General features: G+C 73.2%; 25 protein-coding genes. 6 read left to right on the forward strand and 19 right to left on the reverse strand.

Translation table 11 applies throughout. The features are described 5' to 3' along the window. Window positions 1–4: 4 nt before the first annotated feature. The 17 genes from G3576_RS06110 to G3576_RS06190 form a co-directional block, all read right to left on the reverse strand. A complete protein-coding gene (locus G3576_RS06110; RefSeq protein WP_164693471.1) occupies window positions 5–547 on the reverse strand; it encodes a hypothetical protein in 543 nt (180 codons plus the stop codon). Beyond that, a complete protein-coding gene (locus tag G3576_RS06115; protein WP_164693472.1) occupies window positions 525–1,034 on the reverse strand; it encodes a hypothetical protein in 510 nt (169 codons plus the stop codon). Before G3576_RS06115 ends, G3576_RS06110 begins: the two co-directional genes overlap by 23 nt. Next, window positions 1,034–1,510 carry a hypothetical protein gene (locus G3576_RS06120; protein WP_164693473.1) on the reverse strand — a complete coding sequence of 159 codons (477 nt, stop codon included), beginning with the start codon at window positions 1,508–1,510 and terminating at the stop codon, window positions 1,034–1,036. The genes G3576_RS06115 and G3576_RS06120 overlap by 1 nt, the downstream gene beginning before the upstream one ends. A gap of 100 nt (window positions 1,511–1,610) precedes the next feature. Continuing rightward, a complete protein-coding gene (locus G3576_RS06125; RefSeq protein ID WP_164693474.1) occupies window positions 1,611–4,418 on the reverse strand; it encodes a hypothetical protein in 2,808 nt (935 codons plus the stop codon). Between the two features lie 12 nt (window positions 4,419–4,430). Beyond that, a complete protein-coding gene (locus G3576_RS06130) occupies window positions 4,431–4,736 on the reverse strand; it encodes a gas vesicle protein K (protein WP_207622685.1) in 306 nt (101 codons plus the stop codon). Next, a complete protein-coding gene (locus tag G3576_RS06135; protein ID WP_207622686.1) occupies window positions 4,733–4,954 on the reverse strand; it encodes a gas vesicle protein in 222 nt (73 codons plus the stop codon). Before G3576_RS06135 ends, G3576_RS06130 begins: the two co-directional genes overlap by 4 nt. Beyond that, a complete protein-coding gene (locus G3576_RS06140; RefSeq protein WP_164693475.1) occupies window positions 4,947–5,690 on the reverse strand; it encodes a GvpL/GvpF family gas vesicle protein in 744 nt (247 codons plus the stop codon). The genes G3576_RS06135 and G3576_RS06140 overlap by 8 nt, the downstream gene beginning before the upstream one ends. Then, a complete protein-coding gene (locus G3576_RS06145; RefSeq protein WP_164693476.1) occupies window positions 5,690–6,670 on the reverse strand; it encodes a J domain-containing protein in 981 nt (326 codons plus the stop codon). The genes G3576_RS06140 and G3576_RS06145 overlap by 1 nt, the downstream gene beginning before the upstream one ends. Beyond that, a complete protein-coding gene (locus G3576_RS06150) occupies window positions 6,667–8,733 on the reverse strand; it encodes an AAA family ATPase (RefSeq protein WP_164693477.1) in 2,067 nt (688 codons plus the stop codon). The genes G3576_RS06145 and G3576_RS06150 overlap by 4 nt, the downstream gene beginning before the upstream one ends. Beyond that, complete coding sequence (locus G3576_RS06155; RefSeq protein ID WP_164693478.1) at window positions 8,730–8,972, reverse strand: gas vesicle protein GvpG; 243 nt, start codon at window positions 8,970–8,972, stop codon at window positions 8,730–8,732. The genes G3576_RS06150 and G3576_RS06155 overlap by 4 nt, the downstream gene beginning before the upstream one ends. A 7-nt stretch (window positions 8,973–8,979) precedes the next feature. After that, the gene (locus G3576_RS06160) at window positions 8,980–9,744 is read right to left on the reverse strand and encodes a GvpL/GvpF family gas vesicle protein (protein ID WP_164693479.1); all 765 of its coding nucleotides are present in this window, start codon (window positions 9,742–9,744) and stop codon (window positions 8,980–8,982) included. Beyond that, window positions 9,741–10,274 (reverse strand): Hsp20/alpha crystallin family protein, encoded by a 534-nt coding sequence (locus tag G3576_RS06165; RefSeq protein WP_164693480.1) that lies wholly within the window; start codon window positions 10,272–10,274, stop codon window positions 9,741–9,743. The genes G3576_RS06160 and G3576_RS06165 overlap by 4 nt, the downstream gene beginning before the upstream one ends. After that, window positions 10,271–10,561, reverse strand: a complete 291-nt coding sequence (gene gvpJ, locus G3576_RS32770) for a gas vesicle protein GvpJ (protein WP_164693481.1) — start codon at window positions 10,559–10,561, stop codon at window positions 10,271–10,273. Before gvpJ ends, G3576_RS06165 begins: the two co-directional genes overlap by 4 nt. Window positions 10,562–10,565: 4 nt before the next feature. After that, complete coding sequence (gene gvpO / locus G3576_RS06175) at window positions 10,566–10,823, reverse strand: gas vesicle protein GvpO (RefSeq protein WP_164693482.1); 258 nt, start codon at window positions 10,821–10,823, stop codon at window positions 10,566–10,568. A 12-nt stretch (window positions 10,824–10,835) separates the two neighbouring features. Further along, window positions 10,836–11,174, reverse strand: a complete 339-nt coding sequence (locus G3576_RS06180) for a hypothetical protein (protein ID WP_164693483.1) — start codon at window positions 11,172–11,174, stop codon at window positions 10,836–10,838. Beyond that, on the reverse strand, window positions 11,174–12,145 hold the full coding sequence (gvpN, locus tag G3576_RS06185) for a gas vesicle protein GvpN (RefSeq protein WP_235951547.1): 972 nt from the start codon (window positions 12,143–12,145) through the stop codon (window positions 11,174–11,176). The genes G3576_RS06180 and gvpN overlap by 1 nt, the downstream gene beginning before the upstream one ends. 5 nt (window positions 12,146–12,150) lie before the next feature. After that, complete coding sequence (locus tag G3576_RS06190; protein WP_164693485.1) at window positions 12,151–12,924, reverse strand: hypothetical protein; 774 nt, start codon at window positions 12,922–12,924, stop codon at window positions 12,151–12,153. A 261-nt stretch (window positions 12,925–13,185) separates the two neighbouring features. On the opposite strand from G3576_RS06190, the gene G3576_RS06195 reads away from it, so the two are divergent. The 5 genes from G3576_RS06195 to G3576_RS06215 are packed head-to-tail and all read left to right on the forward strand — an operon-like array spanning window position 13,186 to window position 17,633. Continuing rightward, window positions 13,186–15,024: a GAF domain-containing protein gene (locus G3576_RS06195; protein ID WP_164693486.1), complete on the forward strand. Its 1,839-nt coding sequence runs from the start codon at window positions 13,186–13,188 to the stop codon at window positions 15,022–15,024. A gap of 11 nt (window positions 15,025–15,035) precedes the next feature. Next, window positions 15,036–15,347, forward strand: coding sequence for an STAS domain-containing protein (locus G3576_RS06200; protein ID WP_164693487.1), 312 nt, complete (start codon window positions 15,036–15,038; stop codon window positions 15,345–15,347). An 18-nt stretch (window positions 15,348–15,365) separates the two neighbouring features. After that, window positions 15,366–16,283, forward strand: a complete 918-nt coding sequence (locus tag G3576_RS06205; protein WP_164693488.1) for a methyl-accepting chemotaxis protein — start codon at window positions 15,366–15,368, stop codon at window positions 16,281–16,283. After that, window positions 16,280–16,912, forward strand: a complete 633-nt coding sequence (locus G3576_RS06210; protein ID WP_164693489.1) for a biliverdin-producing heme oxygenase — start codon at window positions 16,280–16,282, stop codon at window positions 16,910–16,912. Before G3576_RS06205 ends, G3576_RS06210 begins: the two co-directional genes overlap by 4 nt. A gap of 4 nt (window positions 16,913–16,916) precedes the next feature. Beyond that, the gene (locus G3576_RS06215; protein WP_164693490.1) at window positions 16,917–17,633 is read left to right on the forward strand and encodes a hypothetical protein; all 717 of its coding nucleotides are present in this window, start codon (window positions 16,917–16,919) and stop codon (window positions 17,631–17,633) included. Here the strand turns inward: G3576_RS06215 and tcuB are convergent. Continuing rightward, on the reverse strand, window positions 17,630–18,775 hold the full coding sequence (tcuB, locus tag G3576_RS06220) for a tricarballylate utilization 4Fe-4S protein TcuB (RefSeq protein ID WP_207622687.1): 1,146 nt from the start codon (window positions 18,773–18,775) through the stop codon (window positions 17,630–17,632). The genes G3576_RS06215 and tcuB overlap by 4 nt on opposite strands. After that, a complete protein-coding gene (gene tcuA, locus G3576_RS06225; protein WP_164693491.1) occupies window positions 18,762–20,159 on the reverse strand; it encodes an FAD-dependent tricarballylate dehydrogenase TcuA in 1,398 nt (465 codons plus the stop codon). Before tcuA ends, tcuB begins: the two co-directional genes overlap by 14 nt. 52 nt (window positions 20,160–20,211) lie before the next feature. Here tcuA and G3576_RS06230 point away from each other — a divergent pair, with 52 nt between their 5' ends. Further along, on the forward strand, window positions 20,212–20,943 hold the full coding sequence (locus G3576_RS06230) for a GntR family transcriptional regulator (RefSeq protein ID WP_207622688.1): 732 nt from the start codon (window positions 20,212–20,214) through the stop codon (window positions 20,941–20,943). Window positions 20,944–20,999: the final 56 nt, after the last annotated feature.

The raw sequence follows: 20,999 nt of genomic DNA on the forward strand, positions 1-20,999 counted from the left end.
CATCTCAGTGACGATGCATCGCGGTCAGGAAGGCCGACAGCACGGCGCGATAGCCCGACTGCGCTTCCGCCACGCGCACCTTCAGCGTCGCCGCATGCACCATCAGCTCCGCCGGCGACAGGCCCGCATCCTCGATCGGGATGTCGCTCACCACGTCGCGCCGCGCATCGTGGTTCTCGAAGAAGCGCAGCGCATCCTCCAGCTCGTTGAAGGTCTCAACATGGAACTGCCCCGCATTGCCATGCGTCTCGCCGAGCACGCGGATATCGGCGACGAAGCGGCCTTCCTCCGTCTCATAGAGGCTCAGTTCATGCCACTGCGCCGCGCCCGCGCGTTCGCCGCTGTGGCGGCTCAGCAGGCGGCCGTTGAAGGCCAGCGGACGCGCGCCGCTGCGGCGGAGCGTGAAGCTCCCGCTCGCTGCCTGCCTTTCGCTCCGCGCCAGGCCCGCGCGCGCAAAGGAAGGGGCGGGATCGCGCAGGCTCACCGGCTCCTCCACGCCATAGGCTTCGTAGACGCCGATCGGCTCATGCACGTTGATGACGTTCATCGTGGTCCTCCTCAGGGGCAGGGCGGCGGGATGCCGTCGGGCCTTGGTCTGGTTCCGGGCCGGCGAGGGGCCCGAAGCTCGCCGCCAGCAGGTCACGCCATACGGCGCGCAGCCGGGGCGCGATCGTCGCGGCCTCCGCCAGTGCGGCGCGGCTCGGCGCGGTGCCCGCGGCCTGTGGCACCAGCGCCGCCGGCGGCAGGTCGCGCAGCGGGTCATGCAGGTGCAGGAAGCGCAGCAGCGTCGGCGCATCATCCGCTGCCAGCGCGTAGCAGCGTTCCTCCGCCCCCGCGGCATCGCGCAGCCGGTGGCGGATGGCGCAGACGAAGCCACCCGTCGCGGCTTCATGCAGCGTGACGCAGGAATCCACGGGCAGGTCCGGCGGCGCCGCTTCCATCCGCGCCAGCAGCCGGCCCTGGAAGCCCAGCGGCCGGCGACCGTGACGCGGCAGCAGCACGAAGTCGAAGCCGGACGCTTCCTCCGCCATCATCACGCCGGCGCTTCCGCATCCAGCACGAACAGCACCTCGCCCAGCAGCGCTCGCCATTCGCGCGTCACCACCTCCGCCCGCCCCCGCAGCGCGGCGGCGCGCAGCGCGACCTCCACGGCGGAAAGCCGCCGGTCGCCGGCGTCGAAATCCACGGTCAGGTCGGCGACGGGGTCGAAGCCCTCCAGCCAGTCCAGCGCCTCCGCCAGATCCGGGAACAGCTCCGCGCGATGCAGGTCGGCGGCCTCGCCACCCGGCCGGCGCGTCCGCAGCGCCACGGCGATCTCCCGCGAATTCTCCAGCTGCCAGATCTCGACCTCATGCCAGGCGATGCAGCCCGCCGCGCGGGAATGGCCCTCGGTCAGCTTGTGCCCGCGCAGCCGCACCGGCTTGGCGCCGCTGACCCGGAGCGTGACGGGCTCGACCGCCCCAGGCGGCCCCGATTCCGGCGCCGCGCCGTGGATCGCCACTGACATCATCGCCAACCTCCTGTCGCCCGGCCGGGGCCGGGCCTGGCACGACGCTGTCGGCGAGCGTCGCGATACCCTTCCGCCTACACCCGCCCCGGTGAAGCGGCGGTTAAGCCGCCGCCCGCGCCGCTGGCGTGGGGCCGGCCTCCGCCGCATCGCTGGCCAGGGCGAGCGCCGTCGCCACCGCCTGCAACTGGCCGATGACGGTGCCGAGCCCGTCGAGCAGCGCCGGCGTTTCCGCGCCGAAGGCCGCGGGCAGGGCAGGGGGGGCCGGGCCGCTGCTGGCCTCGGCCAGCGTCTCGGCCGCCGCGAGCAGCGCGGCCGCTTCCCGCCCCACCGCACCCAGATGCTCCAGCGCCTGCTGCAGCGCGGCCGGCGCCGGCGTGCCGGCCAGCGCCGCCTGCAACCGCCCCGCGGCGCCCTCCGCCGGGGGCGGTGTGGCGATGTCGCGCAGCGTGACCACTTGGCGCGCCAGCTCCGCCACCACTTCCTGCCCCGGGCGTGCCGCCTCATGAAGCAGCCGCGCCGCCGCTTCCACCGCGCCGGCGCTCTCCTCCATCCGCTCCCGCGCCGTGCCCGCGGCCTGGGCCAGCTGCGTCGCCAGCGACACCAGCTCCCCGGTCGCGCGCGCATTCTCGGCCGCCTGCGCCTCCGCCCGCTGCGCCAGCCGCGCGGCCAGGTCCTGCGCCGCCCCCTTCACTTCGGCCGCCGCCGCCGCCGTGGCCTCCGCCAGGCCGTCCAGCCGCGCGGCCGGTGCCGCCATGGCGTCCGCCACCTGCCCCGGCAGCCCCGCGAGCTGATCCCCGACCGCGGCGGACAGCGTCACGGCCTGCGCTGCCAGATTGTCTTCCAGACGCTGGTCCAGCACCTCCCCGACCCGCGCCGGCAGGGCGTCCAGCGCGGCGAGGCCGGCTTCCAGCCGCTCCCCCATCCCCGCCGCCGCCACCCGTTCCGCGACGGCCTCCGGCAGCGTGGCCAGCCCCGCCTCCAGCCGGTCCGCCAGGGTGGCCGCGACCTGATCCGCCGGCACCCCGGCCGCAGCGGCCAGCGCCGGCTCCAGCCGCGCCGCCACCGCCTCCGGCAGCCCGCCGGTCGCCGCCGCGATGGCCGGCTCCAGCCGCGCCGCCAGGGCATCCGGCAGCCCGCCGGTCGCCGACGCGATGGCCGGTTCCAGCTTCGCCGCCACGGCCTCCGGCAGCCCGCCGGTCGCCGCCGCGATGGCCGGCTCCAGCCTCGCTGCCACCGCATCCGGCAGCCCGCCGGTCGCCGCCGCGATGGCCGGCTCCAGCCGCGCCGCCACCGCCTCCGGCAGCCCGCCGCTCGCCGCCGCGATCGCCGGTTCCAGCTTCGCCGCCACGGCCTCCGGCAGTTCCGCCAGCCCCGCTTCCAGCGCCATCGCCGCCTGTTCCGCCTGCAGCGCCGCGGCCGCGATGGCCGGCTGCACTTGCGCCGCCATGGCCCCCGGCAGCGCCGCCAGCCCTGCCTCCAGCCGTTCCGTCACCACGGCCGAGACGGCATCGGCCACCGCCACCCCCTGCGCCGCCGTCGCCGTCGCCAGCCCGGCCTTCACCCGGTCCGCGATCGCACCCGGCAGCGCGGAAAGCCCGGCGCCGACCCGCTCCGCCAGCCGTTCCGCCACCGCCGCCGAGACCTCCGCCCCCTGCGTGGCGGAGGCCGAGAGCAGCGCCGTCTCCACCCGGTCGCCGACCAGCGCCGGCAGCGCCACCATGCCCGCTTCCAGCCTTTCGGAGGCGACGGCGAGCGCGATGCGGTTCGCCTCCAGCTTCGGCTCCAAGGCCTCCCGCACGCGTTCGTCGATCTGCGCCGGCAGCGCGGCCAGCGTCTCCTCCAGCGCCGCGGCGCGGCCGGCCTGCTCCACGCGCCCGCTCGCCACCACCGTCTCCAGCCGGGTCGCAAGGGGATTGAGCGTGCCTTCCACCCGCGCCGCCGCCTCCTCGCCCTGGCGCAGCACCTCGGCCGCCACCGTCTCCGTCGCCGCCGCGATGCGCGCTTCCAGCCGCAGCGCGGTGGCCTCCGCCCGCGCCTCCGTGCCCTCCGAGATCCGAGCCATCTCCGCCCGCGCCTGCGCGGCCTGGCCGGCCAGCGGCGCGATCTCCGCCGCCAGGCCGCCCATCGCCGACTGCGCCGCGCGCGCGATGGAGGCCTGCTCCGCCATCACCTCCGCCAGCGCCGCCACCTCCGCCCGCAACGCCTCCAGCGTCGGCGCGGCGCCTCCGGCGTCCTCCAGCCGCGCCATCACCGCATCGAGCCGCGCCTGCAGGGGCTCCAGCGCCTCGCTGGACCGGTCGATCCGCGCGGCAGAGGTGACCAGCCGCGCCTCCGCCCCCTTGGCGATGGTCTCCATCATCCGCGCCGCGTCCTGCGCCTGCGCCAGCGCACCGCCGAGCGCGGCCCGCTCCCCGGCCTCCTCATCCCCGCGCGCATCCCGCGCCGCGCCGCCCGCCAGCGCGGCCAGCGCCGCCGCCAGCGCCAGCCCCGCGGCCAGCAGCAGGCGGAGGTCCACCGGCCCGGATCGCCCCTGTTCCCGCAGCGCCGCGACGGTGCCATCCAGCCGCTGCACCAGTGACGTCAGCACCAGCGCCGGCGGCGCTTCCTGCGCCCGCCGGTCCTCCGCCGCCGCCACCGCTTCCAGCCGCGCGCGCGCCACGCGGGCGGCCAAAGGCAGCTCCGCCCCCTGCAGCAGCGCCGCGACGCCGCGGAGGTCTTCCACCAGCGCGCCGCGATCCCCCGCCGTCAGCGCCGCCACCAGCGCCGCCGGATCGGCCGCCGCCATGGGCGCCCCCGCCGGCATCACCGGCTGCGGCCGCAGCACCGCCCAGCCCAGCAGCCCCGCACTGGCCAGCGCCGTCGCGCCCGCCAGCCAGCGCCCCAATTCCATCCCGCCGGGAAGCTGCATCGGCATTGCCCTTCAGAGCAGACGGCCCAGCGGGCCGAGATCGAGGTTCAGTTCCTCCGGCCGGATATCCAGCCGCGCGCACAGCGTCTCCACGGCGCCGCGCAGCTGCATCAGGCCAAGCCCGAGCCGCTCCGCCTCCTCCGCCGTCACCGTGCCCGCTTCCAGTCGCCGCAGCGCCTGGCCTTCCATCAGCCGCCGCACCAGTTCCACCAGCGTCAGCACCAGCCGCGCCAGATCCTGCTCGACGGTGGCGGGATCCAGCGCGATGCGTGCCAGCGGAGGTGCCTCCCGCACCGGCGTTTCGTGCAACCCGATCATCCGATCCCCTCCGGTCGCGACGCCGTCAGGCAGGCCGCGCGATCGACGGAGGCGAGCAGCGCCCGCAGCCCGACATGCACGAGATCGACACCCGCCAGCGACAGCACGATCTGCCCATCCACCACCACGCCCGTGTCCAGCAGCCGGTCCAGCACATCCACCAGCGCCTGCGGCTGCCCGCCCAGCGGCGGCAGCGGTTCCTTCAGCCCGTCACGCATGGGCGATCGCCGCCCGGGCATAGGCATAGGGCGGCCAGGGCCCGACCAGCCGCAGCGCGATCCCGCTTTCCGCCAATTCCCGGGCCGTCGCCGCCAACTCCGCCATCAGCGCCGGCAGATCGGCCCGCCGCACCAGCGCCGTCATCGCCTCCGGCATGACATGCGCATGCCGGCCGAGCCGCGCCGCCACCTCCCGCGCCATCATCGCCGCCCGCGCCGCGCGCGCTTCCGCCAGCCGCTTCTCCCGCGTGCGGGCCAGCAGGAAGGCCGTCCCCGCCGAGGCCTCGCTCGCCCGCCGCGCCAGGTCGCGCAGGTTCTCGTCATGCGCATCCAGCCAGGCGGCGTGGCGGGCGGGGTCCTCCTCCAGCTTCGCGGTGCATTCCGCGCAGCCATCGACCTGCGCCAGTGCCGCCCTCAGCGCGGCCTCCCGCGCCGCCAGCCATTCCGCCAGCGGCCCGGGGCCGGAGAACAGCGCCCCGAAGGCCAGAGGCAGCACCGCGCCCGGCAGCGCCGCCACCACCGCATGATGCGCCGCCGCGCGTTCCGCCACCCAGGCCGGGTCGTTGGCCCGCGTGGCCGGCCCGGCCTCGAAGGGCGCGCGCGGCACCGGGCTCACCAGCGCCGCGCAGCCGCCCGCCCGGACAAGGGCGAAGCCCGCACCCGGCAGGATGGCGGCGGCATCGCCGGGCAGCGCTGCATCCGCCGGCAGCACCGCATAGGCGTAGAGCGCGTCCATCACAGCCCCTCCGGCAGCAGCAGCCGGCAGGCATCGCGCCCGGCCAGCGCCGCGCGCCGCACCTCGCCCTCGCCCGCCAGGCTGTGCAGCAGGCGATAGGCCTCGGCGGCTTCGGCGAAGCGGCCGGGGTCGGCGTCTCGCCCGGCCTGGTCGGGATGCAGCCGGCCCGCCAGGCCGCGCCAGCGGCGCTGCAACTCCGCCGGCGCCACCGCCTCCGGCAGTTCCAGCAGGCTCCAGGCGCGGTCAATCGCATCCGCCGGCACCGCCGCCACGCGCACCGCGGCGAAGGAGAGCGGCGGCAGCGGCCCGCGGAGGTCCGCCGCCACCTCCTTCGTCAACTCGCCCGGCATGGCGAACAGCGCCGCCTCGATCGCGGCCTCGCCGCCCGCGGGCACGCGCACCGTCAGCCCGATGGCCGTGTCCTCCGCCACCGGCGGCGCCTCCGCCACCGCCAGCACGCGCGGCGCCAAGGCGGCCCGCAGCGCCGCAAGCCGCGCCATCCGCGCTTCCGCCAGCAGGCCGGAGACGGTCGCCGCCAGCGCCGCGCGCCCCAGCCCCTGCAGGCGGTCCCGCGCCGGCCCCAGCACGCGGTCCGGCGACCAGCGCAGGATCACGTCCCACTGATGCGTGCCGCCATGATCCGCCAGCGCCCGCGCCGCCGCTTCCGCCTGCGCCGCCAGCAGCGCCGGCCAGGTTTCCGCCGGCAAGGTCGCCGCACCCGGATCGGCGGGCAGGAAGGGCCCCGCCATGCAGCCCGCCTCCAGCCGCCGCTGCAACGCCGCCAGCTTCTTCAGCAGCCCCGCGCGATCCTTCGCCAGCAGCAGCGCCTGCGCCGGCGCATCCGCCTCCTGCAGGAAGGCCGCGATGCCGCCCGCGCGCAGCAGCGCCATGGGCGGGCCCGGCAGCGCCTCCATCCGCGCCAGCAGCGCGCCCGCATCCCCGCCCGGCGCGATGCCGAGCATCCGCAACGCCACCGTCATGCCGCATCCTCCCGTGTCGTTGTCAGGGCGGCGGCGAAATGCGCGGCGGCCACCATGGCACCCATCGGGTCCGCCGCCTCCGCCATCGCCGCCAGCGCCGCGCGGCGGCAGAGCCCCGCGAGGTCCGCGCCCACCATCCCCTCGCTGGCCAGCGCCAGCGCATCCAGGTCCACATCGTCCGCCAGCGGCATCCGCCCGGCATGCAGGCCGAGGATCGCCCGCCGCGCCGCGAGCCCCGGCGCCTCCATCCGCACCACCAGGTCGAAGCGCCCCGGCCGCAGCAGCGCGGGGTCCATCGCATCGGCGCGGTTTGTCGCCCCCAGCACCACGATCCCCGGCGGGTCTGAGATCCCGTCGAGTTCCGCCAGCAGCGTCGCCACCATGCGCTCCACCGTCGCGCCATCGCCGCCGCCGCGCCGCCCCGCGATGCAGTCGATCTCATCGAAGAACACCAGGCAGGGGCGGGACTGCCGCGCGCGGTCGAACACCCGCCGCAGCGCCGCTTCCGACGTGCCCTGCCAGGGCGAGAGCAGTTCCGCGCCGCGCACCGCGATGAAGGCGATCCCCGCCTCCGCCGCCAGCGCGCGCGCCAGCAGCGTCTTGCCCGTGCCCGGCGCGCCATGCAGCAGCACGCCCCGCGGCGGCCGCAGCCCCATCCGGGCGAAGGCGCCGGGATGGCGCAGCGGCCACAGCACCGCGCGTTCCAGCGTGCCGCGCAGCGCCTCCATCCCCGCCACATCGTCCCAGCCGCCGCGCGGCATCTCGAGGTGGGATTCGCGCAGCGCGCTCGGCACGATGCCCGCCAGCGCCTCCGCGAAATCCGCCTGCGTCACCGCGAGGCCCGGCGCGATCTCCGCCGCCTCCAGCGCCCCCGCGCGCCGCAGCGCCGCGATCGCCGCTTCCCGGCACAGCGCCGCGAGGTCCGCGCCCACATACCCCGCCGTCAGCCCCGCCAGCACGCCGAGATCGACATCACCGCCGAGCGGCATGGCGCGCGTATGCACGCCGAGGATCTCCCGCCGCCCCTGCTCATCCGGCGGATCGACGCGGATCTCGCGGTCGAAGCGCCCCGGCCGCCGCAGGGCGGGGTCGAGGCTGTCCGCCAGGTTCGTCGCCGCCAGCACCACCACGTCGCCGCGCCCGCCGAGCCCATCCATCAGGGTCAGCAGCTGCGCGACGATCCGCTTCTCCACCTGCTTCTCGCCGGACAGCCCATCGCGTCGCGGCGCGATCGCATCCAGCTCATCGATGAAGATGATGGCGGGCGCTTCCTTCCGCGCACGCTCGAACACCGACCGCAGCGCGCCCTCGCTGGCGCCGTAGTAGCGGTCCATGATCTCCGGCCCGTTCACCGCGATGAAGGCCGCGCGGCTTTCCGTCGCGACGGCGCGCGCGATCAGCGTCTTGCCCGTGCCCGGAGGCCCCACCAGCAGCACGCCGCGCGGGGGCGAGATGCCGAGCCGCGCGAAGGCGTCGCGATGGCGGAGCGGCAGCTCCACCACCTCCCGGATCCGCTCCACCACGCGCGACAGCCCGCCAAGATCCTCATACCGCACGGCCCCCGTGGCTTCCGGCGCCGCCGCGCCTTCCATCGCCACCGCCGTCGTCGCATCCACCATGGCGGGGCCGTCGGGCTGCACGGAGTGCACGCGGAGCTCCGCCTCCCGCCCGCCGGGCAGGGCGATACGCAGGCTGTCGCCCGCCGCCAGCGGCATCCCCTCCAGCACGCGCCCCAGCGCGATCAGCCCGGGCTTGATGGCCGGCCCCGCCAGCGTCACGCGCAACGCCCGCGGCACATCGCCCGCCGCGCGCACCGTCACGGCCTCTCCCAGCGCCGCGGCCGCATTGCCGCGCGTCACGCCATCCAGCGCAATCCGCCCGCCGCCCCGCGCCGCCGGCGGCAGAGGCAGTGCCCGCGCATGCGCGACCCGCTTGCCCTCGATCGCCAGCACATCGCCGATACGGCAGCCCAGCGCCTTCATCGCGTCCGGATCGAGCCGCGCAATGCCGCGATTGGCGTCGTCGATCTGCGCGCCGATGACGCCGAGCGTGAGTCCGCTCATCCCCGCGCCGCCCGGATCGCCGCGAGTTCCGCCAGCTGCTCGGCCTCCGCCGCCTCGAACTGCTCCTCGGTGATCTCGCCCGCTTCCAGCTTGCGTTCCAGCAGCAGCAGCGCGGCCTCCACGCGGCGGGGATCGTGCCATTGCTGGTCCACCGCTTCCGCCACCTGCTTCGCCACCCAGCCGACGCCGGCGATGGGGGCGCTGATCGGCAGCGTCAGCAGCGTGCGGAGCAGGCCCATCGTCGCCTCACGCCGCCTGCGCCGGCGCGCCGAACCATTCGGCCCGCAGCGAGACGAAGTTGAAGGGCGGCACGGGTCCGACATAGCGGAACAGCAGCCGCGTGCCTTGCGTCGCTTCCAGCGTCGCCACCGCGGCATCGAAGCGCTGCTCGTCGCGCCGCCGCACCAGGAAGGCGCGGTTGGCGATCATGCCCTCATCCACCTCGCGCAGCGCCACCATCTGCGCCGCCAGCGGCGCCAGCGCCGCATCCAGCGCCGCCGCTTCGCGCGTGCGGCGCTGCGCCAGCGCCGCTTCCACGCGCCGGCCCAGCTCGATCCGGTCCTGGTAGCTGTCCTGCGCCGGCCGCGTCGCCAGGCGGTCGCGCATCGCACGCAGCGCGGGTTCTGCGGCCAGGATCTCCTCGAAGATCACGCCTTCGCGCCACGACACGCGCAGCCCGAGCTCCACGCAGTCGCTGATCCCCGCCATGGCGTCGCGCAGCTTGATCGCGTTCACCGCCAGGCACCGCGCCAGCGTCGTCGCGCAGGGCGCGACCGTGCCGAAGCGCACCGGCAGCACATCCGCCGCCGCCGTCGCGCGTTCCAGCACCGCGGTATGCGTCAGCATGTGCCGCCGTGTCGGCGCGGGACGTTCCGCCGGCGCCTGGGAGACCAGCGCGACGAAGCCCGCCGCATCCATCGCCTCCACCGCCGCGCCCGCGACACCCTCGCCGAGTGGCGCACCACCTGGCGCGGCCATGCCGATGCCGTAGAGCCAGAGCCCGCCGCTCACGCGCCCGTCTCCGCGCGCGGGATGCGCACTTCCAGGATGCCGTTGCGCAGCGCGTGGCTCATGCCTTCCGCCACCACCGCCGCCGGCAGCGTCACGCGCCGCTGGTAGCGCGCGCGTCCCGTGGCGCTGATCGCCAGCACGCCGTCGCGCAACATGACGGACACGCCATCGGCGTCGGCGCCCGGCACTTCCGCCACCACCAGGATGGCATCCGCTTCCTCGAAGATGTCGACAAGCGGCTCCCGCGCCGCCGGCGCCACCGTCTCCGGCGCGGACTCGCGCCGCGTGCTGCTGCCGGACACCTCGCCATCCAGCGTGCGGATGGAATAGCCGAAGCTCACCTTCGGCTCGCCCTCGGCGCCCTTCGCCTGCTCCGCCAGTTTGCCGAGCCCTTCCGCCAGCCCCTTCAGCCCTTCCATCATCCCCGTGATGGAGGCGACCGGATCGATCGCCGCGCGGTCGCCCCGCGCCTGTTCCGACATGGCCCGCGCGACGGAGATCGGCCGCCGTGGCCCGCGCGCGCCGCTCATGCGCCGACCCCCGCCAGCCGCTTCTCCAGCAGCGCCACGCGTTCCGCCAGCATCGCATTCTCCTGCGTCAGCTTCTGCGTCTGGCCGGTCAGCGCCGCATCCGCCTCCCACCAGCGGATGCCCATTTCCAGCGCGCGATCGACCGAGGCGACGACCAGCCGCACCCGGATGGTCAGCAACTCCACGCCCACCAGGCTGACGGAGATGTCGCCTGCCACCACGATCCCCTTGTCGAGGATCCGCTCCAGGATGTCGGCGAGGGAGGAGCCCCCGATCGCGTGCTGCATGGGATCAGGCTTCCTCGCGCGCCTGGCCGCGCTGGAACCGCCCCGTGCGCTTCCAGCGCAGGATCCGCCCGCCATTGTCCAGCGTGACCTCGAAGGCCGCGATCAGGTCATGCGTGCGCGGGATGGCGCGGTGTTCCAGCATGTCGATGGCGACCGCCCAGCCATCCTCGGCCGGGTCCAGCCGCGCGACGGTATCCGCCGGCAGGCCGGTGATCACCGTCATCTGCCGCTTCGCCGTCTCCACGATATCGGTGAGTTCCATGGCGATCATTCCTCAATAGGTCATCGTCACGCCGCGGCGGCGCGGCGCGGGGGCGGGCGGCGGCTTTTCCGCCTGGGGCTGTGGCCGGGCTTTCAGGGACGGTGCGGCTTCCTCGGCCGGCACCAGCACGCCGATGCGGTCCGCGAGCACGGCCATGCGTGACATGACCTGCGCCATGGTCGTCGCTGCCGCGTCATGCTGCCGCCGCAGCAGTTCCAGCTGGCGGGAGAGGCGCGACCGCCGCTGGGACAGCAGCGCGAATTCCGTCGCCGCGCCTTCCAGCGCCGTCTCCACGCCCTGGCGCCGCGGCCGCGGCAGCGATGTCGAAAGGCTGCTGCGCGGGCGGGCCATCACACCGCCTGCCCGGCCAGGCGCGGCCCGCAGAAATGCTCCACCAGCCGCACCAGCATCTGCCGGTGCTTGGGGTCCGGCACGCCGGCGATCGAAGGCTTCACCCGGCTGCCCAGCACATCCAGCACGATCTCCACGAAGCGCTCCTCCTCGGCCGAAGCCTCGATCCCCTGCGCCTTGGTCAGCCGTGCGATCATCACGGAGGCGCGCAAGGTCGGCCGCCGCGTCCATTCGCGGGAGATGCGGAAATCCCTGACGAGATCGACGATCCGCCCCGCCTGCTCGGGATCCAGCCCCGACCGCGCCACCGCGATCGCCACTTCCGTGTCGCGGTCGAAGCCATCGAGGTCGATGGTCACCATGCGGTCCAGCAGCGCGTCCTGCGCCTCCTCCGTCCCCGCATGGTCCTCGGGGTTGGAGGTGAAGATGGCGCGGAAGTTCGGATGCACGCGGATCGCCGTGTCGCTGCCGCGCGCCTTGGGCAGCGCCAGCACGCGTTCCTCCAGCACCGTCAGCAGCACGTTGTTGGCCGCCGGCGGCGCGCGGTTGAATTCGTCATAGACCAGCGTGCAGCCTTCGGTGCAGGCGACGGTCAGGGCGCGGTCCAGCCAGACCGGCACGGTCTCCGTCTCCACCTTCATCACGCTGGTGATGTAGCGGTCCACCACGCGGCGCGTGCGGCTGCCGGATTCACGCCCTACCAGCGCCGCGGTGTCGAAGCTCGCATCGCCGACCAGCAGCAGCACGGGGCGCCCCAGACGATCCGCAAGGTCGAGCGCCGTCTTGGTCTTGCCGCTGCCCGCAGGCCCCCGGAAATGCACGGGAAACCCGGCATCGAGATAGGCCAGCGCCCGTGCCGCCAGCCTTTCCGTCGCCGGCGTGCGCACATGGTCCGGGCCGGGCTGCAGCTGCAGCAGGCCTTCCATCTCCGGAGACGCCGCCTGGGGAGTCGCGGTCTGGGGACGCGCCATGCTCTTCATGCTCCACTGAGTTCCAGCGCGACGCCGCGCCGCCAGGCCGCCACCATCGCGGCATGCCGCGCGGGGTCGTCCGTCCATTCCAGGTGCTGGTCCAGCAGCCGCTGCAGCCGCGGCAGGGCGGCGGCACGGAAGGCGGCGCTGCCCGCATCCTCCGCCGCCAGCGCCAGCGCTGCGTCAGGCTCGAAGCCGCTGCCCGCCAGCAGCGCGGCGGCGATGTCGCAGGCCGCCTGCCGCGCGGGATGCAGCGTGACGCCCGCCAGCGCATGCCCGGCGGCCGCGCCGAAATCCTCCACCAGCATGGGCGCCACGCCGCGCCGCCGTGCCGCCAGCGCCGCCAGCGCCGCCACGCTGCGCGCCACGGCGGAGGCCGGATGCGGCGCCGCACCGGCGATGGCGATGCCATCCGCCCAGGCCAGGCGCGGCACGCCGACACCCGCTTCGGCGGCAGGCCACAGCGTCAGCGCGCATTCCGCCAATGGCAGAGGCACCGAAGCTTCAATCCCCATCGCCTCCGCCAGCAGCGCCCAGAGCCGACCGAAGGCCGCGCGCGCCGCCGCCAGGTCCGGCTGCAGCACCAGTTCCGGCCGCAGCCCGTCACGCAACGCCACGCGGCAGGGAAGGCCCGCGAGGCCGCGGAAGGCCGGGGGCAGCGTGACTTCCACGCTGCCGCTTCCCTGCCCGGCGGACCGGATGCTCCGCGTGCCGTATTCCATGCGCGCCGTGGCCTCCTGCCACTTGCGGCCCGTCAGGATCGCCGGGCCTAGCAGCATGGCTAGCAGCGCAGTGGTTTCGGCTTCGTGAAGACACGCGGCGCGGCAGGATGCTGCCGATACAGGCAAGGTTGCCCTCGCTTTGCCGCAATTTCACGCGCGCCCCGTCAGCGTCCCGCCGCGAGGAACCGATCCTTAAGCCTCCTCGCGCCATGATGATCGCTGCCACCGTCGGTGACGGGTTGCCAGGCAATCACGCCTGGCATGGGTGCGGCGCCGCTGGGCGTTCCACCTGGCCGGTCCGAGAAGGGAAGCCGACGCATGGCGAGCATCCGAGCACATGTCTGGAACGGGCGCCCGGCGCCCTGCGAACACGATACGCTGCCCCTCGCGCGCATCGGCACCGTCCAGCCCCACGGCGTGATGATGGTGGTGGTGCCGGAGACCGGCATCGTCGAGCATGTCAGCGCCAATGTGCAGGAGATCCTGGGCATCGCGCCGCAGGCCGTGCTCGGCCACGCGCCGACGGCGGCCTTCCGCGATGCGGAGAGCCTGGCGCGTCTCGCGGAGATCCTCCGCCCCGGCCGCCGCTACTTCGACAACCCGACGCCCCTGATGGCGCAGGGCAGGCGCTTCGAGGCCATCTGCCACATCCGCGACGGCCGGCTCTTCATCGAGATCGAGCCCTATGTGGAGGCCGAGCACGACTACCAGACGATGGTGGCGACCGCGCTCGATGCCGTATCGCGCCAGACCACGGTGCAGGGCCTGTTCGAGGCCGCGGCGAAGATGATGCACTTCGTCACGCGCTATGACCGCGTGAAGCTCTACCGCTTTCTCTCCCACGGCCATGGCGTCGTCGCCGCGGAGCATCACGCGCCGAACAGCCAGCTGCCGCATTCCTTCCTCGGCTACCACTTCTCCGCCTCCGACGTGCCGGAGAACGCGAAGGAGATCCTGCGCACCGGCAAGACGCGCCAGAAGCCGACCCAGCGCGGCTCCGTGCCGCTGCTGACCATGGGCGGCGGCGGAGAGCCCGTGCTGAGCGGCGATGCCGTGGACATGACGGATTGCTGGCTGCGCGGCATCCATCCCTGCGACAACGGCTACAACCGCAATCTCGGCGTCGGCAGCAACATCATCTTCCCCATCAACATCGACAGCCATGTCTGGGGCCTCTTCGTCGTCCACAACAAGGAGGAGAAGTTCCTCAACTACGACAGCCGCGTGGTGATCGAGCAGCTGTCGATGATGTTCGCCTCCCGCCTCGTGGAGCTGGAGGGCCAGGAAGCCCGCATCGCCGATCGCCAGCGCCTGAGCGGTGAGATGATCGCGACGGTCGATGGCAGCCAGGCCATGCTGGCCGCGGCCGCCGCCATGCGCGGCGACCACCTGACCAGCGCGCGGCTGCACGCCATGCATGCGGTGTCACGCCACGTCGCGGCACTGGCGCCGACCTACGTCTCCATCAGTGGCGTCGAAGTCGCGGCGGCGGGCCGCGCGGAGGATCGCTTCTCCTCCGACCTGCTGCGCCTGGCCGATGCCGATGGCGCCGCCGTGCTGCGCGCCGGCCCCGCGGGCCATGTCCATCTGGTCGGCGTGACTCCGGATGCGCTGACGGTGCGCGGCATCGCCTCCCTCTTCGGCTCCCGCCTGCCGAGCTTCGACAGTGCCGAATGGCGCGTCTTCGCCACCGATGCGCTGGGCGACTACACGCCGGCGGGGCCGGAGCTTCGCGCGGTGGCAAGCGGCCTGCTCGCCGCCCCCATCGGCAATCGCGGCGACATGATCATGTGGTTCCGCCGCGAGCGCGTCATCGATGCCACCTGGGCGGGCCGCCCGCCGACCGCGGCGGAGCTGAACAGCGAGAAGATGTTCAGGTCCCGCGACGATTTCGCCGCGCATCGCGCACCGCTCGCCGGCGCCTCCCGCCCCTGGCTGGACCAGGAGATCCTGCTCGCGGCGCAATTCGCGAGCGCGATCGGGGAGATCTGGGCCCGCCAGGGTCGCGGCGTCTCCGCCCCCGCCTCGGATCTGCCCGGCGATCCGGTGGTGGTCGATGCGCGCAGCGATGCCGATCCCTTCGCGTCGCGCGGCGCCGGCACCCTGCCGGCCACGCTTCCCGCCGCCCCCGCCAGCCGCTGGCACTCCGTGGCCTGAGGAGACCCGCCATGTCCATCAATGTCTCCGTCCAGGCCAGCGGTTCGCAGGCCTCCGTCACGCTGCGCGGCGTGCTCGACAGCATGAGCCAGGTGACACTGAAGCAGCAGCTGGAACCCGTGCTGGCGAACGGTGCCGTCACGCAGATCCGGCTCGATTTCGCGGGCGTGCAGAGCATGGAGGCCGCCAGCGCCGGCATGCTGATGATGCTGAGCCACACGGCGAAGTCGAAGAACAAGTCGGTCGGCATCGTCAATGCCAACCCGGCGGTCTTGTCGCTGATGCACAAGGCCAATCTCGGCAAGGTGCTGCAGATCCAGTAGCGGATCCGGAGGTCCGTCATGGACGGCATGGGGATGATCAAGCCCGAAGCCGGGGCCGAGGCGATGGAAGATCGCCGCGGCAAGCCCCGGCCGGAGGGTGAGAAGGACTTCTCCCGGCTCGACTTCCTGTCCTCCCGCGTGCTGGAGGAGGTTGCCGTCATCCGGGATGCCGGCGCCAAGCTCTCCAACACGCTCGAGGGCACGATGATGGAGGCCTGTTCGCTCTCCGTCAGCGCCGCCGAGACCTCGGACTTCCTGCAACGCTCGCAGGAAGCCGGCCAGGCCCTGCTGGCCTCGACGCAGGAGATGACGAGCCTGACCGATGCCGCCCGCGCGCAGGCAGCAGATGCCGAGAACCGCGCGGCGGAGGGCGCAACCTCGATCGAGGCGCTGGTCTCCACCTTCGGGACGATCGGCGAGTTCCTGCGCGGCATCAACAAGATCTCCGCCCAGACCAACCTGCTGTCGCTGAATGCACGCATCGAGGCGACGCGCGCCGGCCAGCATGGCGCCGGCTTCGCGGTGATCGCGCAGGAGGTGAAGGTGCTGGCCGGGGAGGCCGGGACGCTCAGCGCCAATATCGAATCCCGCCTGCGGGAACTGGTGGCCGCCACGCGCGGCGTGCAGGCGAATTTTGGCGCCATCGTCCAGGCCGTTCACGGCGCCACCGCCACGCTGACGGACCTGCTCAACCGCCAGCGTTCACTCGCCGAGAAGATCGGCGATGGCTGCCAGCAGACCGTGGACGCCGCCGGCATGATGGCCGGCGTGAATGACGTGATCACCCGCATGCAACTCGCGATCAGCGAGACGGGGGAGGCCTATGTGCAACTCACCCGCTCGCTCGACACCCTCACCGTCTCCGCCGAGGGCGTGGTGCGCAACCGCGAGGGGCTGCTGACGGCCACGATCGAAACGCAGAAGGCGCTGACATGATGTCCATCGCATTGGCCGAAGCCCCGCCGCTGACTGCCACACCGCCGCTGACGCTGCGGCTGCGCCAGGAAACCCGGGCGGAGCATGAGCGGATCGAGGCCAATTCGCGCTTCTCGCGCCTCATGGCGCCCGACCTGACGATGGCGGAGTATCGCCTCCTCGTCGCACGCCTGCACGGCCACCACGCGCCGCTGGAGGCAGCGCTGGAAGCCATGGCGCATCGCCTGCCGGCCTGTCTGGCACTGCATCGCCGCCTCAACCGCCGTGTGGCGCTGGCCGACGACCTCGTCGCGCTCGGCTTCACGCCGGCCGATATCGCGGCGCTGCCGCGGTGCGAGGCGCTGGCCATCCGCAGCGTGGAACAGGCGCTGGGCGCGCTCTATGTGCTGGAAGGCTCGACGCTGGGTGGGCAGCTCATCGCGCGCCACCTGCGCGCCACGCTCGGCATCGGCGCCGCCGACGGCGCGGCCCATGTCGTGCCCTATGGACCGGAAACCGGCACGCTGTGGCGCGATTTCCGCCTGGCGTTGGATGCCGGTGCCGATGCCGCACAGTTCGATCCCGACGCCGTCATCGCCGCCGCCCGCCGCGCCTTCGACAGGCTCGATCGTTGGATGGCAGCGGATTGACGCCATGACCCTGCTGCGGCGCCTGGAAGAGGCGGCGGATGCGCTCGCCGCCATGGCCCTCGCGATACCGGGCGCGACTCCCCGCCCGATGCCGGATTGGCTGGCCCGCGCGGAGCAGGCCGGCACGCTGCGGCGGCCCATCGCCTGGCGGAACACGGTGGTGACGACGCCCGCGCTGCGCCGCCTCCATGTCGAATACTTCGCCATCGAGGGCGAGATCGCGGTGCTGCATGCCTGCGCCTTCCCGCATCTGCATGAGGCTCTGCCGATCTACGGCTTCGACGTGATCGCCGGGCAGGACCGCGCCACGGGCTGCTTCCTCGACCTGTCGCCGACCGTGCCGGGGGCCGATCCGCTGATCGAGGCCTGGGCCGACGGCCTCGCGCCGATGCGTGGCGGCCTCGGCGCCGCACGGGTCCTGCCCGAATGGACCGCCATCTTCTCCCGCCACGTCCTCGCGGTGCGCCCCTCCGATGCACTGGCCTTCGACCGGGGCATCGAACTCGGCCGCGCGGCGCTGGAGCATCTGGTGGCGGCGCCCGCCGCCAGGCGCTGCGATCGCGGGGCCATGGCCGCGGCGCAAACCCGCTACATCGAAGGACAGTGCCGCAACGATCGCACCCGGCGGATGCTGGCCGGCTGCATCGGCGCCGACCTCGCCGATGCCTTCATCGCCGAATGCCTCTTCCCGCCGGTGCCGGTCCCGGCGGACGTCGCCTAACCCGCCCGACGCTCCCGCGCATTCCGCAGCAGCGCGATGCCGCGATACACGCCATGCACCATCTTGCTGTAGGGCAGCACGGCGAAGAAGGACAGCACCAGGCCGAAATGCAGCGCCAGCATGAAGCCCATGGCGCCGGTGTGGCGCACCGCCAGCAGCAGCAGCCCCGTCGATCCGATCAGGAACAGCAGGCCGAGCATCGCATACTCGCCACCCATCAGCTTGCGCGCCACCGGCACGGGATCGGTGATCACCTTCACGCGCATCAGCCCCGCCGTGCCGATGCAGAGCAGCACGCCACCCCAGGTGCCGAGCTGCACCGGCAGGCTGAAGAAGGCGTGCGGTGACTTCCAGCCGAAGACATGGTGGTAGATGGCGCCCGTCGTCGTCGCGGCGAAGCACAGCATGAAGCCGTAGAACATCGCCTGGTGCAGCCAGCGCCGCTGCTGCGCGAAGCTGTCATCCACGTCGTTGCAGCCATGCCCACCTCCGCCGAGGTTGCGCAGCGTCAGCACATCCACCGCCGCCTCCGCCGCCGGCGCCGGCGTCAGCGGGCCACCCAGGCCCCCCGTGCCCCGCCAGTAGCGGATCGCACCCATGGCCATGGCGAGGATCGCGAAGCCGAAGCTGGCGCCGGCCAGCGCGTTGATCAGCCAGAGCGGGATGATGCGGAAGAAGGCGCCCGTGCCCGTCTGCGCCGTCCAGAGCTTCGACGGATCCACCAGCGCCACCGCCAGCAGCAGCGCCAGCGTCACGAACAGCGTCGCGACACCCGCGACGATCGTCCCGTTCTTCTCGAAGGCGCGCCCCATCGCCGGCGGCCAGGCATATTGCGCGTAGCTCTCCTGCCGGATGGTCGCGAAGGTGGCGGGGATGTTGATGCCGAAGGCATGCGGCGGCGCGTACTGGCAGGCGTGGTAGCACCCCTTGCAGCCATGGCAGAGATTGGCGAGGTGCGTGAGATCCGCCGTCTCGAACTCCCGCCGCATCGCCATGGCGGGGAAGACGGCGCAATAACCCTCGCAATACCGGCAGGCATTGCACACCGCCATCTGGCGCCGCGCTTCCTGGTAGGCGTCGCTTTCCGTCACGGTCGCCTCGCGCAGCAGCGCGTCCAGCTTGTTCATCTCAGTTGCGGACATGCTTCGCCGCTCCCTCACCGGCCAGGCGGCCGAAGACCGTGCCCAGCGTCATGCCGAAACCCGCCAGGTAGCCCTGGCCGAGGATGTTGCCGGACATGATCTCGCCGCTGGCGAACATGTTCCCGGAAGGCTTGCCATCCGCCATCAGCACGCGGGCCTTGTCGTCCACCTTCACGCTGAGGAAGGTGAAGGTGATGCCGGGCCGCAGCGGATAGGCGTAGTAGGGCGGCTTGTCGATCCGCCGCGCCCAGTGGCTTTTCGGCGGGGTCAGCCCCTCCGTCCGGCAGTCGTCCGGCGTCATCGGCGTGAAGGTGCCTGGCACGACGGCGGCGTTGTAGTCCGCCACCACCTTCTCCAGCTTCGCCGCATCCATCCCCGCCTGCGCAGCGATCCCCGCGATGCTGTCCGCCTTGTAGGGCGGATAGACGGAGGGAAGGAAATTCATCACCGCCTGGCTGTCCGTCACCGCCAGCGCCACCTGGCCGGGCTGCTGCGCGATCAGGCGGCCCCAGATCGCATAGCGCTTCGGCCAGACATCCTCGCCCTCATCGTAGAAGCGCTCGACATTGCGGTTCACGACGATGGCGAAGGGCACGCAGTCCAGCCGCATGGCCAGCCCGCCATCCTCCATCGGCGCCCGCGCGTCATTCGCCACCGCGTGGAACTGCGTGGGATCGCCCACTTCCTGCACGCCCTGCGCCAGCAAATCCTTCAGGATCGTGCCCTGCGCATAAGGCGTGCCGCGGATCTGGAAATTGTCCGCCGCGTCGCCCCAGTATTCCCGCAGCCAGTTGCGGTTCGCCTGGAAGCCGCCGGAGGACGCGACCAGCGCCTTGAAGCGGATGCGCTCGGGGAAGCCCGCATGGCTCACCACCGCCTCCGTCGCCCAGCCTTCCTCCACCTTGATGTGCTGAACTTCCGTGTCGTACAGCGTGACGATGCCGAGCCGCGCGCATTCCCGGTACAGCGCGTTCAGCAGCGCCTTGCCGCCGCCGAGGAAGAAGGCATTGGTCCGGGACAGGGACAGCGTGCCCGACAGGCTCGGCTGGAACACCACGCCGCAGCTCGCCAGGAAGTCCGGCGCATGCTGGCTCGCGCGGATGCACATGCGCGCCAGCGCCTCATCCGTCTTGCCCGCGGTGACGCGCCGCAGATCGTCCCAGTATTCCTCCTCCAGGTAGCTGTCCGTCATCACCTGGGTCGGGCCCGGATGCATGGTCCGCAGGTTGCGCGTGTGCCGCGAATTGCCGCCGCGCAGCGGGGGAGGGGAGGCCTCGCACAGGATCACGCTCGCGCCCGCGCGCGCCGCGGTGATGGCGGCGCAGAGCGCGGCATTGCCGCCCCCCACCACCAGCACGTCATAGACTCGGGAGAAATCGGGCATGGCGGCCCCTCGACCAGCTTCTGGGCGTTCTTGTATCCAATGGTATCCAGAGATGTCCAGATGGTCGTTCCAATCAGGCCGCGGCCTGGGCTACAAGCGCGGCATGGACATGCCCCAGCCCAGCCGGGACCTCGGCCAGGAAGCCTATGCGCGTATCCGCGCCGCGATTCGGGACGGCACCCTCGCGCCCGGGCTGCGCCTGACGGAAACGGACCTCGCCGCCCGCTTCGGCGTCTCCCGCACGCCCGTCCGCCAGGCCATCGCGCGGCTGGAATCGGAGGGGCTGCTGACGCATGAGGCCCGCCGTGGCCTGACGGTCACGCGCCCCGACCACGCGCAGGTCGTGGAACTCTATGTGATGCGCGAAGTGCTGGAGGGTGCCGCCGCGCGCCTCGCCGCCCAGCACGCCAGCGCGACGGAAATCGGCGCCATGGCCGAACTCGTCGCCTCCGAGCCCCGGCATTTCGACGATGCCCAGGCGCTGGCCGCCACCAACCAGCGCCTGCATGGCCTGCTCTACCTCGCCGCCCATAACCGCTACCTGCTGCGCAGCCTGGAACAGCTCGGCGCCACCATGGCCCTGCTGCCCACCCTGCTGACGGTCGGCGGCCGCGCCCAGCAGGCCCATGCCGAGCACCAGGCCATCCTCGCCGCCCTCCAGGCGCGGGACGGCGATGGTGCGGAAGCCGCCGCCCGCGCCCATGCCCAGGCCGCGCAGCGCCACCGCCTGGCCTGGCTGGTCCGCACCGTCGGCGTGCCCTACGCGGCGCCGGGCGGCGTCTAGCCCCCGCCCGACCGATAACGCTTCGTCAGCAACTCTCCTGGAATGTCTACACAAAC

This window comes from Falsiroseomonas algicola (assembly GCF_011040385.1).
GTDB lineage: Bacteria > Pseudomonadota > Alphaproteobacteria > Acetobacterales > Acetobacteraceae > Falsiroseomonas > Falsiroseomonas algicola.